Annotated in this window: 13 protein-coding genes and 1 tRNA gene; 5 read left to right on the top strand and 9 right to left on the bottom strand. The window is 75.2% G+C overall.

The genetic code is table 11. The features are described 5' to 3' along the window. Positions 1–25: 25 nt before the first annotated feature. The 3 genes from ABEB06_RS13980 to ABEB06_RS13970 are packed head-to-tail and all read right to left on the bottom strand — an operon-like array spanning position 26 to position 3501. Complete coding sequence (locus ABEB06_RS13980; protein ID WP_345697183.1) at positions 26–1474, bottom strand: DHA2 family efflux MFS transporter permease subunit; 1449 nt, start codon at positions 1472–1474, stop codon at positions 26–28. Continuing rightward, on the bottom strand, positions 1471–1647 hold the full coding sequence (locus ABEB06_RS13975) for an MbtH family NRPS accessory protein (RefSeq protein WP_345697182.1): 177 nt from the start codon (positions 1645–1647) through the stop codon (positions 1471–1473). The genes ABEB06_RS13980 and ABEB06_RS13975 overlap by 4 nt, the downstream gene beginning before the upstream one ends. A gap of 36 nt (positions 1648–1683) precedes the next feature. After that, entirely contained in the window at positions 1684–3501 is a 1818-nt protein-coding gene (locus tag ABEB06_RS13970) for a non-ribosomal peptide synthetase (RefSeq protein WP_345697181.1), read from the bottom strand. Between the two features lie 166 nt (positions 3502–3667). Here ABEB06_RS13970 and ABEB06_RS13965 point away from each other — a divergent pair, with 166 nt between their 5' ends. From ABEB06_RS13965 to ABEB06_RS13950, 4 genes are all read left to right on the top strand, one after another. Then, entirely contained in the window at positions 3668–4057 is a 390-nt protein-coding gene (locus ABEB06_RS13965) for a hypothetical protein (RefSeq protein ID WP_345697180.1), read from the top strand. 99 nt (positions 4058–4156) lie between these two features. Further along, on the top strand, positions 4157–5191 hold the full coding sequence (locus ABEB06_RS13960; RefSeq protein ID WP_345697179.1) for a ketoacyl-ACP synthase III family protein: 1035 nt from the start codon (positions 4157–4159) through the stop codon (positions 5189–5191). Positions 5192–5222: 31 nt separating this feature from the next. Beyond that, a complete protein-coding gene (locus tag ABEB06_RS13955; RefSeq protein ID WP_425559621.1) occupies positions 5223–6803 on the top strand; it encodes an acyl-CoA carboxylase subunit beta in 1581 nt (526 codons plus the stop codon). Between the two features lie 6 nt (positions 6804–6809). Beyond that, positions 6810–7028 carry an acyl-CoA carboxylase epsilon subunit gene (locus ABEB06_RS13950; RefSeq protein ID WP_345697178.1) on the top strand — a complete coding sequence of 73 codons (219 nt, stop codon included), beginning with the start codon at positions 6810–6812 and terminating at the stop codon, positions 7026–7028. A 46-nt stretch (positions 7029–7074) separates the two neighbouring features. Here ABEB06_RS13950 and ABEB06_RS13945 read toward each other — a convergent pair. Both ABEB06_RS13945 and ABEB06_RS13940 read right to left on the bottom strand, forming a co-directional pair. Then, positions 7075–7148 (bottom strand) — tRNA-Lys (locus ABEB06_RS13945). A 75-nt stretch (positions 7149–7223) separates the two neighbouring features. Next, the gene (locus ABEB06_RS13940) at positions 7224–7766 is read right to left on the bottom strand and encodes a bifunctional DNA primase/polymerase (RefSeq protein ID WP_345697177.1); all 543 of its coding nucleotides are present in this window, start codon (positions 7764–7766) and stop codon (positions 7224–7226) included. Positions 7767–7971: 205 nt separating this feature from the next. Here ABEB06_RS13940 and ABEB06_RS13935 point away from each other — a divergent pair, with 205 nt between their 5' ends. Then, a complete protein-coding gene (locus tag ABEB06_RS13935) occupies positions 7972–8316 on the top strand; it encodes a RidA family protein (protein ID WP_345697176.1) in 345 nt (114 codons plus the stop codon). A 33-nt stretch (positions 8317–8349) separates the two neighbouring features. On the opposite strand, the gene ABEB06_RS13930 is transcribed toward ABEB06_RS13935, so the two are convergent. From ABEB06_RS13930 to ABEB06_RS13915, 4 genes are all read right to left on the bottom strand, one after another. Beyond that, positions 8350–8757 carry a hypothetical protein gene (locus tag ABEB06_RS13930; RefSeq protein ID WP_345697175.1) on the bottom strand — a complete coding sequence of 136 codons (408 nt, stop codon included), beginning with the start codon at positions 8755–8757 and terminating at the stop codon, positions 8350–8352. Between the two features lie 160 nt (positions 8758–8917). Continuing rightward, positions 8918–10270, bottom strand: coding sequence for an AAA domain-containing protein (locus tag ABEB06_RS13925; protein WP_345697174.1), 1353 nt, complete (start codon positions 10268–10270; stop codon positions 8918–8920). 8 nt (positions 10271–10278) lie between these two features. Next, positions 10279–11847 carry an ATP synthase subunit B family protein gene (locus ABEB06_RS13920; protein ID WP_345697173.1) on the bottom strand — a complete coding sequence of 523 codons (1569 nt, stop codon included), beginning with the start codon at positions 11845–11847 and terminating at the stop codon, positions 10279–10281. Next, positions 11844–13010, bottom strand: coding sequence for a hypothetical protein (locus tag ABEB06_RS13915; protein ID WP_345697172.1), 1167 nt, complete (start codon positions 13008–13010; stop codon positions 11844–11846). The genes ABEB06_RS13920 and ABEB06_RS13915 overlap by 4 nt, the downstream gene beginning before the upstream one ends. Between the last annotated feature and the right edge of the window lie 125 nt (positions 13011–13135).

The raw sequence follows: 13135 nt of genomic DNA, 5'->3' as shown, positions 1-13135 counted from the left end.
GGCGGACCGGGCACCCGTGCGCGCGTCAGACCCGCACCGGCTCCTTCTCCTCGGCCTCCGCCACCGGCGCCGCCGCCGGACGGCCCCGGAAGGCGGTGAAGCCCAGCAGCAGGCTCAGCGCCATCCAGCCGAACAGCGTCGCCGCCCCCAGGTGCAGGCCGCCGGTCAGCGCCTCGTCCGCCGCCACGCCGCGACCCGCCAGCGCCGTGGTCCGGTGCTGCACCGCGGTCACCGCGACCGCCAGGCCCAGCGCGCCGCCGATCTGCGAGGAGACGTTCAGCAGCGCCGACACGGTGCCCGCGTCCGCCTCGGTGGCCTCCGCGGTGCCGACCACCGGCGTGGTGATCAGGCAGCCGACCAGGCCCACGCCGAGCAGCGCGGTGATCGGCAGCAGCGTGGTCCAGTACGAGGCGTGGGTGCCCACCGACACCAGCACCACCAGCATCACCACCAGCAGCGCGGTGCCGCCGACGTACGCGGCGCGCGGGCCGGTCCGCTCCAGCAGCTTCGGCAGCACCGGGGCGACGACCATCATCGCCAGGCAGGTCGGGATGTACGCCAGGCCGGTCCGCAGCGGGCTGTAGCCGAGCACGTCCTGCATGTACAGCGGCAGCAGGAAGAAGCACGGCAGGCTCAGCCCGCCGGTGAGCAGTTCGCCCAGGCCGCCCGCCAGCACGCTGCGCCGGCGCAGCAGCCGCGGGTCGACCAGCGGTGCGGCGCTGGACAGTTCGATCCGGGCGAACAGCGGCAGCAGCACCGCCGCGGCGGCGAACGCGCCCAGGGTCAGCGGGTGGGTCCAGCCGTGGTCGGTGGTGGAGACGATGCCGTACACCAGGCTGGTCAGGCCGAGCGTCGCGGTGAGCGCGCCGGCGCCGTCCAGCGGCGGCCGGCTGCCCGGCTCCGGCCGGTGCGCGCCGACCAGCAGCAGGGCGCCGGCCACCAGCGCCACCCCGACCGGGACGTTCAGGTAGAAGGCCCAGCGCCAGCCGATCTCGACGATCGCGCCGCCGAGGATCGCGCCGACGCTCGCGCCGATCCCCAGCACCGTGCCCCAGACGCCGAACGCCTTCGCCCGCTCCCCGGGGTCGGGGAAGCTGGTCACCAGGATGGACAGCACCGCGGGGGAGACCGCGGCGGCCGCCACGCCCTGCAGGGCCCGGGCGGCCAGCAGCTGCCCGCTGCCGTCGGCCGTCCCGGCCAGCACCGAGCCGAGGGTGAAGAGCACGATGCCCGCCAAGAACATCCGGCGCCGCCCGAGCTGGTCGGCCAGCCGCCCGCCGAGCAGCAGCAGGCCGCCGAACAGCAGCACGTACAGGTTGGCCACCCACTGCAGTCCGGTCGTGGACAGGCCCAGCTCGCGCTGGACCTGGGGGGCCATCACGTTCACCACGGTGCCGTCCAGCGCGACCATGAACTGCGCCAGCGAGACGGTCACCAGCACCCACCAGCGGCGGGGGTCGGGAGCGGCGCTCACCGCGCGCCCTCCGTCCAGTGCTCGTCGACCCAGCCGACGGCGAGCTCCTCGGGGCCGGTGAACCCGGCCGGCCACCAGCCGGCCGGCGCCGGCAGGTCCGCCGGGTGCAGGCCGTACTGGCGGACTTCGTTGACCAGGACGGTCACCGCCCGGGGCGGGGTTCCGTCGCTCATGGCATGACTCCTTGGACTCGATCCGGAAGAGCGGGCCTACGCCGCGGCGATCCGCTCGATGACGGCGGCGGTGAAGGCGGCCAGCGTGCGGTGCTGCATCACCAGCCGGGTGGGCACCTTGACGCCCAGTTCGGTGCGCAGTCGGGCGGCCACCTGCATCGCGATCAGCGAGTGGCCGCCCAGGCAGAAGAAGTCGTCCCCGTCGGCGACCGCGTCGACCTTCAGCAGCTCGCGCCACGCGGCGGCGATCCGCCCGGCCGGGCCGGTGTCCCCGGTCTCCTCGGGCTCCCCGGCGGTGGGCGCGGCAGCCTCCTCGGCGGGCCACAGCGCGGCCAGCGCCGCGCGGTCCGCCTTGCCGGCCACGTTGCGCGGCAGCGCGGGCAGCAGGGTGAAGCCGGACGGCCGCATCCAGGACGCCAGGTGGTGCTCGGCCCAGTCGCGCACCGGCGCGTCCGACCCCGTCCCGGCGGCCGGCTCGACGAAGGCGTGCAACTGCCCGTCCCGGTGCAGCACCACCACCGCGGCGACCGCCGGGGAGCCGCTCAGCACGCCCTCGATCTCGCCCAGCTCGACCCGGTAGCCGCGCACCTTCACCTGGTTGTCGGCCCGGCCGCGGTAGGAGACGGTGCCGTCCGCCGCCCGGCTCACCCGGTCGCCGGTGCGGTACATCCGCGAGCCGTCAGCCGCGTACGGGTCCGGCACGAACCGGGACGAGGTCAGGCCGGGCCGGCCCACGTAGCCGAGCGCCAGCTGCTCGCCGGTGACGAACAGCTCGCCGACCTCGCCGTCCGGCACCTCGGCCAGCCGCTCGTCCAGCACCCGCACCCCGGTGCCCGGCAGCGGCGTGCCCAGGTGCGGCTCGCGGCCGGAGACCACCGGGGTGGTCAGCACGTCGACCGTGGTCTCGGTCGGCCCGTACAGGTTGACCGCGTGCAGCACGCCCTCGTCGGCGAGCGAGCCCAACTCGGCCCACAGCGCGGGCGGCACGGCCTCGCCGCCGACCAGCAGCCGCAGGCCGGGCCGGTGCGCGCGGGCCACCTCGGTCAGCTCGGGCAGCAGCACCTGCAGGTGGGAGGGGGTGAGGTCGAACTCGTCCAGCTCCCGGTCGGCGACGAACCGGGCGAAGGCCTCGACGTCCCGGCGGGTCTCCTCGTCGATCACCACCACCGTGTCGCCGCGCAGCGCCCGCAGCCACTGCTGGACGGAGGCGTCGAAGGAGACCGACGCGTTCCAGCCCACCCGCAGCCCGGGGGCCCGGTACACCCCGGCCTGCTCCAGGCCCGCCAGCAGCGCGGCCAGGGCGCCGTGCGACACCTGCACGCCCTTCGGCCGGCCGGTCGAACCCGAGGTGAAGATCACGTACGCCGGGTGGCGCGGCCCCACCGGCACCGGCGCGGCCGGCGCCACCGCCGACCAGTCCACCGCGTCCAGCGCCAGCACCGACGCGCCCACCGCCGACGGGAACGCCGACAGCAGCGCGGAGTGGCTCAGCACGGTCTCCACCGCGCCGTCCTCGGCGATCGCGGTCAGCCGCCGGGCCGGCTGCTCCGGGTCGAACGGCACGTACACCGCACCGGCCTTCAGGATGCCGAGGATCGCCACCACCAGGTCCACCGAACGCGGCAGGAACACGCCGACGGCCTGGCCGGGGCGGACGCCGAGCCCGGCCAGCAGGCCGGCCACCCGGTCGGTGCGGTCGTCCAGCTCGGCGTAGCCCAGCACCCCGTCCGGGCCGGCCACCGCCGGCCGGGCGGGCGCGACGCGGGCGGCCGCGAGGAAGGTCGCCACCACCGGAATCCGGCCGTCGGGCCACTCCGGCGTGGCGAGCACGGGTCGATCGAGGGTCACAGTCATCGGGGGTTCAACTCCTCGGAAAACCGCTGCCGCGCGGGAACGGGCATGAAGCGGATCGTCACGGGGCAGGGTCGGGGCGCCGACTTGAGTCCTGCTCAAGCCGGGTGGGGGAGCATCACACTCGCCAGCGCACCGTCCACCACCAGCGAAGGGTCACCCGACCGCCGTGAAAGCCGTCCGAGTCCTCGCCGCCATCGTCTCCGCCGTCCTGATCCTGGAGCTGGGCCTCAGCTCGATCGCCGGCCTCCTGGGCATGGACGCCGGTTCCGACCACCTCTACGAGATGACCGGCCTCCACATCAGCCGCTGGGCGAGCCTCCTCAACGGCGTCACCGACGGCGCCGCCGCCGTGGCCCTCGTCGTCGGCTTCCGCCACCCGCGCTGGGCCGTCTGGGGAGGCCTCTACTTCGCCCTCTTCAACGCCGTCCTGCTGGTCCTGCGCTTCCGTCACGGCCAGCACCTCGCCGACGTGACCGACACCCTGCTGTTCCTGGTCCTCTCCCTGGTGGTGGTCGTCACCCGCGCGGTCCAGAAGCCCGAGCCCGCCACGGGCTGACCCGGGGCAGGGGCCCTCCAGCGATGCTGTAGGGCCCCTTCCTAGCCTCCGGGTCCATCGGCCGTGACCGAACCGGCCGCTTGCACCCCAGGAGTGGCAATGCGTTGGGAGAACGTCTACGTCGCGGGCATCGGCACCTACCTGCCCGACGAGACCGTGACGGCGGCCGAGGCCGTCGCCGACGGCAGGTACGACGCGGCGAACGCCGAGGCCTCCGGCGTCCGCGCGGTGCGGGTGGCGGCCGACGACGAGCCCGGCCCGGTGATGGCGGCGAAGGCCGGCCGGCTGGCGATCGAGCGGGCCGGCGTCGCCGCCGAGGACATCGACCTGGTCCTGCACGCGTACGTCGGCCACCAGGGCCAGGAGCTCTGGAGTCCCGCGCACTACGTGCTGAACGAGACCGTCGGCGGCCGGGCCGCCGCGATCGAGCTGCGCCAGGGCTGCAACGGCGCGCTCGCCGCGACCGAGCTCGCCGCCTCCTACCTGGTGGCCCGCCCGGACACCACGGCCGCGCTGGTCACCACCGGCGACGCCTTCAAGCTGCCGCACATCGACCGCTGGTCCGCCGACGACCAGACCGTCTACGGCGACGGCGGCGCCGCGATCGTGCTCTCCAAGCGCGGCGGCTTCGCCCGGCTGCTCGCCACCGCGACCCGGTCCGAGCCGAGCCTGGAGCCGCTCTACCGCGGCACCGAGTGGACGGCCGCCCCGTTCGCCGAGGGCAAGCCGGTCGACCTGACCGCCCGCAAGGACTCCTGGCTGATGCGCAACGAGGACGCGTACGACGACGCCCTCGCGCTGATCGGCGAGAACTTCGCCGAGGTCCTCCAGGAGGCGCTGGCCGACGCCGGCACCACGCTCGCCGAGACCCAGTGGTTCGTCCACGCCAACGTCTCCCGCCAGATCGCCGAGTGGGGCTTCCACAAGGCGCTCGGCCTGGACGTCTCCACCACCCCGTACGAGTGGGGCCTGGACCACGGCCACATGGGCAACAGCGACCAGTTCATGGGCATCGACCACCTGATCGCGGAGGGCAGGCCGAAGGCCGGCGACAAGCTGGTGACCATCGGCGTCGGCATCGGCTTCATGTGGACGGTCGCCGTCCTGGAGTTCACCGAGACTCCCGCCTGGTGACCACCGTCGGACCGGACGAACGGGGAGAACCGTGACCATCACCGAGGACTTCATCACCACACCCGACCTGCGGCTGCGCACCGCCGAACTGCTGGCCGTCCGCGACTCCGTGCTGGCGGGCCCGGACCCCCGGGCCACCGAGGCCCAGCACGCCAAGGGCAAGCTGACCGCCCGTGAGCGGATCGACCTGCTCTTCGACCCGGGCAGCTTCACCGAGGTGGAGCCGCTGCGCCGGCACCGCGCCACCGGCTTCGGCCTGGAGGCGAAGAAGCCGCACACCGACGGCGTGGTGGTCGGCTGGGGCACCGTGCACGGCCGCACCGTCTTCACCTACGCCCACGACTTCCGGATCTTCGGCGGCGCCCTCGGCGAGGCCCACGCCCAGAAGATCCACAAGATCATGGACATGGCCATCGCGGCCGGTGCCCCGCTGGTCTCGCTGAACGACGGCGCCGGCGCCCGCATCCAGGAGGGCGTCACCGCCCTCGCCGGCTACGGCGGCATCTTCCAGCGCAACACCCGGGCCTCCGGCGTCATCCCGCAGATCTCCGTGATGCTCGGCCCCTGCGCCGGCGGCGCGGCGTACTCGCCGGCCCTGACCGACTTCGTCTTCATGGTCCGCGAGACCTCGCAGATGTTCATCACCGGCCCGGACGTCGTCCAGGCCGTCACCGGCGAGAAGATCACCCAGAACGGCCTCGGCGGCGCCGACGTCCACTCCAGCGTCTCGGGCGTCTCGCACTTCGTCTACGACGACGAGCAGTCCTGCATCGAAGAGGTGCGCTACCTGCTCTCGCTGCTGCCGCAGAACAACCGCGAGATGCCGCCCGCGGCCCCCGCCGACGACCCGGTCGACCGGCGCTGCGAGTCGCTGCTCGACCTCGTCCCGGCCGACGGCAACCGCCCGTACGACATGCGCAAGGTCATCGAGGAGATCGTCGACCACGGCGAGCACCTGGAGGTCCACGAGCGCTGGGCCACCAACGTGATCTGCACCCTGGCCCGGATCGACGGCCACGTGACCGGCATCATCGCCAACCAGCCGCAGACCCTGGCCGGCGTGCTCGACATCCACTCCTCGGAGAAGGCGGCCCGGTTCGTCCAGCTCTGCGACGCCTTCTCGATCCCGCTGGTCACCCTGGTCGACGTCCCCGGCTTCCTGCCGGGCAGCGACCAGGAGCACGGCGGCATCATCCGGCACGGCGCCAAGCTGCTGTACGCGTACTGCAACGCCACCGTGCCGCGGATCCAGCTGATCCTGCGCAAGGCCTACGGCGGCGCCTACATCGTGATGGACTCCCGCTCCATCGGCGCGGACCTGTCCTTCGCCTGGCCCACCAACGAGATCGCCGTGATGGGCGCCGAGGGCGCGGCCAACGTGGTCTTCCGCCGGGAGATCGCCGCCTCGCCCGACCCGGAGGCCACCCGGGCGATGCGGATCAAGGAGTACAGGAGCGAGCTCATGCACCCGTACTACGCGGCCGAGCGCGGCCTGGTGGACGACGTGATCGACCCGGCCGACACCCGGACCGTGCTCGCCCGGGCGCTGGCGATGCTGCGCGGCAAGCACGCCAGCCTGCCGGCCCGCAAGCACGCCAACCAGCCGGTGTGATCCGCCGTGACCACCGCCACCCCCGAGGAACTGGTGCTGAAGGTGGTGCGGGGCAACCCGCACCCCGAGGAGATCGCGATCGCCACGGCGGCGCTGCTGGCCCTGGCCCGGATCCGCGCCGAGGCCGGGCACCCGGCCGCCGGGCCCGGCCGGGCCCGGCCGACCGGGACGGGCTGGCACCCCGACCCCGGCTACGGCCCGCCCGGCTCCTGGGCCGCCGCCTGAGAACGCCGAAGGCCCCCTCGCGAACGAGGGGGCCTTCGGCCGTCTGTGCGCCGCCAGGGACTCGAACCCCGGACCCGCTGATTAAGAGTCAGCTGCTCTAACCAACTGAGCTAGCGGCGCCTGCTGACGGAGACGACTCTAGCAGCGGCCCGGTCGGGAACCAAAATCGAATACCGCCGACGGGTCGCGCCCCGTTCAGGCCCCGTTCGACACCCGGTCACGACCGGCGCCCTGGCCCCGCGCGGCGCGTACGCAGGCCCAGAGCACCACGGCCGCGCCGGGCAGCCAGGGCTCGCGGCTGTCCGGGGCGACGATCCAGCGGCCGGCGCCGGGGGAGTCCGGGGCGTCCAGCATCCGCTGCACCGGCGGGACGGTCACCGCGTCGCCGAGGCCGTGGCAGAGCAGCGGCGGCACGTCCCGGGCCCACTCCTCCCAGGCGAGCAGGGTGCGCAGCCGGGGCGCCGCCCCGGGCTGGACGAACAGCAGGGTGCGGCCCCGGTAGCTCGCCACCGGGCCGCAGCCGGGGCCGGAGGCCCACAGCTCGTCCAGCACCCGGCGGCCGAAGACGGCCGGCAGGCTGATCACGTCGAAGGTCTTCCCGCACGGCAGGACGGCCGGCGCCCACGGCCGGGACTCCCACAGGGCGCGCATGGAGCGCGGGTAGTCGCTGGCCGAGGCGAGCCAGGCCTCGCCGGCCGCGGTGACGTACTCCACGGTTTGATACGTCCAGATGTCCACGGCTCCAGCGTGGCGCGGACATGCAGTCGCACGGACCGAAAGGCCGATTCGCCGGACAGCGGGCCGGTCGTGGGCGTACCCTCGCCCGGCGCATATGCCACTGGCGATCGAACGGCCGCCGAACCGCTCCGTGGACAGCCCCGACGGCCCCCGGTCGCCGCCGCTACCATCGGCCGCCTCTGAACGATCGACCGGAGGTCCATCCATGATCCAGCGCATCGCCAGCGGCGCCCGCATGAGCGAGGCCGTGGTGCACAACGGCACCGTCTACCTCGCCGGCCAGGTCGCCGGGAACCTCGACGAGGGCGTCGAGGGCCAGACCAAGCAGGTCCTGGACTCGATCGACCGCCTGCTCGCCGAGGCCGGCAGCGACAAGGCGAAGATCCTGCGCGCCGAGATCTTCCTCGCCGACATCGCGACCTTCGCCGAGATGAACGCCGCTTGGGACGCCTGGGTCCCGGCCGGTGCCACCCCGGCCCGCGCCACCGTGCAGGCCGCGCTCTACCGCCCCGAGGCCCTGGTCGAGATCGTGGTCACCGCCGCCGTCTGACGCCCGTCCGGCGCCCGCCCCGGCGGGCCCCGCTCAGTGCAGGCCGCCCTCGGCGCTGCGCTGCTTCTGCAGCGTCCGGCCGTAGTCGACCATGCGCGCCGCGTAGTCCGGCGTCCAGTCGGCCCGGTCGGCGATCTCGGCGGGGGTGAGCGCGTCGAACCGCCGGGGGTCGGCCAGCTGCGCGGCCGCGATCGCCTGGAAGTCGGTGGCGCGCTCCGCGGCGGCGCGGAAGGCCAGCGCCAACTCGGTCGAGCGGCTCAGCAGTTCGGCCGGGTCGACGATCGACTCCAGGTCGAAGAAGCGCTCCGGCTCCGGCTCGCCCGCCTGCGGCTCGAAGATCAGCTGCGCCGGACGGCGCCGCCGGCCCTGGGTGCCCGGGCCCGTCGCGGCCGCCGTGGTCGGACCACTCGGGTCGGACGCCTGCGCGTGGGGATCGGGCATGGTGGGGCACCTCCGGAGTCTGGGTGGTGGTTCGCCTGGGCGGATCGGCCGTCGTCCATTGTCGCTCGCCGGCCGCCGGTAGCGGAACGGTGCGCGTCCGGTCGCTATTCCCCGCCGACCCGCGCGCACCGTTCCCCGCGCGCCCCGGGGGCGCCCCCGCTCAGCCCAGCCGCACCCGGTGCCCGGCCAGGTGCGCCAGCACCGCGTGGTTGGCCTCCCAGCCGTCCGGGAACTTCACCGGGACGCCCAGCTGCACCGGCTCGGTCGACGGGTGCCGGTCCAGCAGCTCCGCGATCCCCTCCCGGGCCACCACGATGCACGCGTGCCGGTGCCGCGAGGCGAGCACGCACAGCCGGCCCGTCTCCAGGTGGAACGCGGTCGCGTCCGGCCGGCCGGACAGCGGGTGCAGCACCACCGTCACGTCGTACTCCCGGCCCTGCAGCCGGTTCGCGGTGTCCACGGTGACCGCCGGCCCCTGGGCCGCGTCCACCGGCACGCCCAGCTCCGCCAGCACCGCGCGGACCGCCGCCGCCTGGTCCCGGTGCGCGGTGCCGACCGCGACCCGCCCCGGCGTCAGCGGCGCCGAACCCTGCTCCGAGTGCGCGGTCAGCCCGCGCTCCAGCAGCCGCCGCACGGTGTCCGCCACCGCCCGCACCGCCTCCGGATCGGTCCGCACCGTCCGCCGGGCGGGCAGCTCCAGCAGCGCCCAGCCGTGCCCGGCCGCCTCGTCGATCGCCGCGTCCACCGCCGAACCGTCCGCCGGGACCGCCGCCTCCAGCCGCCGCTCGTCCGGGCCGGTCCCGGAGCGGAACGGCGTGTACGGGTAGAACGCCGCCGAGACCAGCGGCGCCGCCGAGGCCGGCAGCCGCCAGGACACCGGCAGCCGGTGCGGCACGATCGCCGGATTGTGCGCCAGCAGCGTCACCACCGCCGACCCCGAGGGGTCGTACGACAACCCCGCCCACTGCTCGGTGCCCACCACCGTGAACGGGTCCAGCTGCCCCGGGTCGCCGACGAACAGCGCCCGCTCGAACAGCCGGGCCACCGCCAGCAGCGCGTCCGAGCGCATCTGGTACGCCTCGTCCACGATCGCGTGCCGCCACGGCGCCTCGACCCGCACCCACTGCCACTTGGCGGCCGTGGAGATCACCACGTCCAGCCCCAGCAGGTCCGCCACCTTCTCCGAGGCGGTCACATTGGCGTGCCGCAGCGCCTCCGGCGCCGGCCGGCCGTCGCTCGCGTGCAGCCGGCCCACCGTCAACTCCGGGGCCTTCTCGGCCAGCCGGTCCACCAGGTCGTCGACCTGGCTGTTGGTCTGCGCCACGATCATGATCTTCTCGCCGGCGCCGACCAGCTCCCGGGCCGCCCGGACCACCAGCGTCGACTTGCCCGCGCCCGGCGGCGAATCCACCACCACCCCGCGCGGCGCCCCCGGCTCCGGCGACACCACGGCCGCCAGGATCCCCGCCACCGCCGCACCGGCCGCCTCGCCCGGCGACCACCGATCGGTCATGCCGACGCTCACTCCCACTCCTCCTGGCCGACCGCCGTGAACGCCCCCGGCGGGCCGCCGTGCGTCCACGGCGTGTCCTCCGGCTCCGGCAGTGGCGCCGACTGGCGCGGCGCCAGCTCGAACAGCGTGAACACCACCCGGTCGCCGACCGCGGGTACGCTGCCCGGCTCCGGCTCCTTGCGCCGCCCCATCCCGGACAGCAGACGGACCGTCACCTCGCCCGGCGCCGAGCCCACCACCTCCGCCTTCTGCGCCGGCTCGGCGTGCGCCCGGAACACCTCACGCCCCGGATCCGCGTGCGGCCGGTCCGGCGTACGCACCGTCAGCACCGGCCGCGGCTTGGGCCGGGCACCCTCCGAGAACTCCACCGCCACCTCGGCCACCACCCCGGCGAACGCCTCGCCCGCCAGCCGGTGCTCCGCCATCGCCAGCGGATCGTCCAGCGCCTCCTGGATGTCCAGCCGGGCCTGCTCCCGCTCCCGCTGCGCCAGCTTCCGCGCCGCCGTCACCGCGTCGTCCCGCTTCGGCTGCGGCGGCTCACCCGCCGCCAGCCGGTCCCGGTGCCCGGTGTACGACCAGCGGTCGCCCTCCCAGCGGTCCGCCAGGTGGGCGGCGGGCGGCAGCGCCCGCAACAGGTCGAGCCCCCGCCAGACGTCCTCCCAGGTCGGCCGGAGCACCCCCAGCAGCGCCGTCTCCAGCGCCGACCGGGCCTCCTTCAGCACCACCGCGGCCCGCTCCGCCTCCGCCTCCGGCGCGGACCGCTGCGCCGCCAGCGCCGCGTCGTGCCGGGCGATCGCCGGCGCCAGCACCAGCTCGTCGAACCGCGGATCGGTCGCCGGACCGGCCGGCGGGTGCAGCAGCTGCCCCGCCGCGTCCCGCTCCGTCTCCACCAGCTCCGCCGCCCGCGCGCCGGACAGGCCCGGCGGCGGGAAGTGCCACGCCAGCTGGGCCCCCAGGTGCTGGTCCTCCAGCCGGCTCTGCCCGGTCGCCCAGTGCCGGGCCAGCAGCCCGGTCATCGGCAGCACCATGCTGGAACCCGGCACCTGCGCCCGCTCCGTCAGGTGCGTCAGCCACCGGCCCATCAGCGGCACCCGGGTCGGCGCCGGGAAGTCCCCCGGGTCCGCGTCCTCCGCCGTCCGCCGGAACCGGGTCGACCGGCCCAGCAGCGCCAGGTGGTGCACCGCCCCCGTGTTCGGCACCACCAGCTGCGGCGCGTCCGTGCACAGCTCCCGGACCACCGGCACCTTCCCGCCGGTCTCCGGATCCTTCTCCGAACCCTCCAGCAGCTCCACCCCGGCGCCGAACGACTCCAGGTGCGGCAGCAGCTCCGCCGCCAGCTCCGCCAGGTACTCGAAGCGCTGCGTCCGGTTCAGCGGCTGCGGCACCAGCAGCAGCCGCGGCGCCGTCCGCTCCGTCCCCACCAGCGCCGCCAGCGGCGCCCCCGACTCACCCGCCGCCGCCAGCGGCACCAGCACCAGCGGACGCTCCGACAGGTGCCGGTGGCACACCGTCGCCAGCGGCTCCGCCCGGCCGCTGCGCACCGCCTCCAAACGGGCCAGGGTCGACAGCAGGCTCACTCCGCCGCCCCCGTCAGCGCCTCGGCACGCAGCGCCGCCGCGTACGCCAGGCGGCGCGCCGCATCCGCCTCCACGCCCTCGCCGGCCGCACCCGCGGCCGCCGCCAGCGCCTCGTCCACCGTGCCGATCGCCCCGAGCTCGCCGCGCACCCCGCGGCCCAACTGCTCCACCGCCCCGGCGCAGCGCGCCTGCTCCCGGCAGTGGAAGCCCAGTTCGCAGGCCGAGATGCAGTCCGGGCTGTACGCCGCCTCGACCGTCTCCACCGCCGCCGCCAGCTCCTCGGCCGGCCGGGTCGGCGCACCGCTGTCGTCCACCGCCAGGTCGAAGGTGGTGCCCGGCGGCAGCGCCGCCAGCAGCTCCTCGACCCGGGTCAGCCGCGCCAGCTGCCGCCGGGTCGTCGCCAGCTCGCGCCGCACGTCCACCACCGACACCGTCGGCCGGTTCGAGAAGTCCTTCGGGCACGCCAGCAGCACGCTCGACTCCGGGCTGCCCGGCAACTCCTGCACCGCGTACGGATCGGCGCTCGCCGGCACCCCCGCCAGCTCGGCCGCCGTCTGCTGCAGCGCCAGCACGTACACCGCCGCCTGCCGCGCCGCCGCCCCGACCTTCGCCGGATCCGCCGCACCGTCCAGCACCGGGAAGGACTTGATCTCCACCACCGTGCAGCGGCCGCCGTGCACCACCAGCAGGTCCGGCTCCAGGTACGCCGGGCCGCCGGCCACCGTCAGCCGCAGCATCGGGTGGTCGAGCAGCGTCCACGCCTGCTCCTCGGCCGCCGCCCGGGCCAGCACCTCGCGCGTCCGCTCCACCCGCACGGCCGGGGTCGCCCGGCGCAGCAGATCGGGCACCACCGGCGCCGGCCCGCCCTCCGGCGGCAGGCCGAAGCGGGCCCGCAGCGGGCCGAGCAGCGCGGCGAAGCCGTCCTCCTTCAGCCGTGCCTCGAAGAGGTTGCCGCGACTGATCGCGAACGGCGACTGGCCGAACGGCGCGGGCCGCCCCAGCCGCGACGCCACCGCCGCCTTGTCCACCCCCGCCGCATCCAACAACGCCCGCCGCCGACAACCGGGATTCGCCGCCAACGCGGCCAGCGCTCGGGCGTCCAGGCTCCGCTGCGGAGCCGCCCCCCGCAGCTCGGCCAGCCGCTCCAGGTACAAGACATTCATGGTGCGGCCCAGTCTCGCACCCCCGACCGACAATTCCCCGAACACCCCGACCCTCCGCGGGGACGAACGGCCTCCGGCCGGGTGCGGCGGCGGGCGGACATCGTGCAGCCGGTGCGGCCACTCCG

Origin of the sequence: Kitasatospora terrestris, assembly GCF_039542905.1 — a bacterium.
Taxonomy (GTDB): Bacteria; Actinomycetota; Actinomycetes; order Streptomycetales; family Streptomycetaceae; genus Kitasatospora; species Kitasatospora terrestris.
This window is presented reverse-complemented; position numbering and strand designations above follow the sequence as displayed.

Excerpts from the sequence above, each read along its gene's own strand:
- ABEB06_RS13925 (WP_345697174.1), bottom strand. The coding sequence starts at position 10,270 with ATGACCGATCGGTGGTCGCCGGGCGAGGCGGCCGGTGCGGCGGTGGCG.
- ABEB06_RS13935 (WP_345697176.1), top strand. The coding sequence starts at position 7,972 with ATGATCCAGCGCATCGCCAGCGGCGCCCGCATGAGCGAGGCCGTGGTG.
- ABEB06_RS13930 (WP_345697175.1), bottom strand. The coding sequence starts at position 8,757 with ATGCCCGATCCCCACGCGCAGGCGTCCGACCCGAGTGGTCCGACCACG.
- ABEB06_RS13975 (WP_345697182.1), bottom strand. The coding sequence starts at position 1,647 with ATGAGCGACGGAACCCCGCCCCGGGCGGTGACCGTCCTGGTCAACGAA.
- ABEB06_RS13970 (WP_345697181.1), bottom strand. The coding sequence starts at position 3,501 with ATGACTGTGACCCTCGATCGACCCGTGCTCGCCACGCCGGAGTGGCCC.
- ABEB06_RS13960 (WP_345697179.1), top strand. The coding sequence starts at position 4,157 with ATGCGTTGGGAGAACGTCTACGTCGCGGGCATCGGCACCTACCTGCCC.
- ABEB06_RS13915 (WP_345697172.1), bottom strand. The coding sequence starts at position 13,010 with ATGAATGTCTTGTACCTGGAGCGGCTGGCCGAGCTGCGGGGGGCGGCT.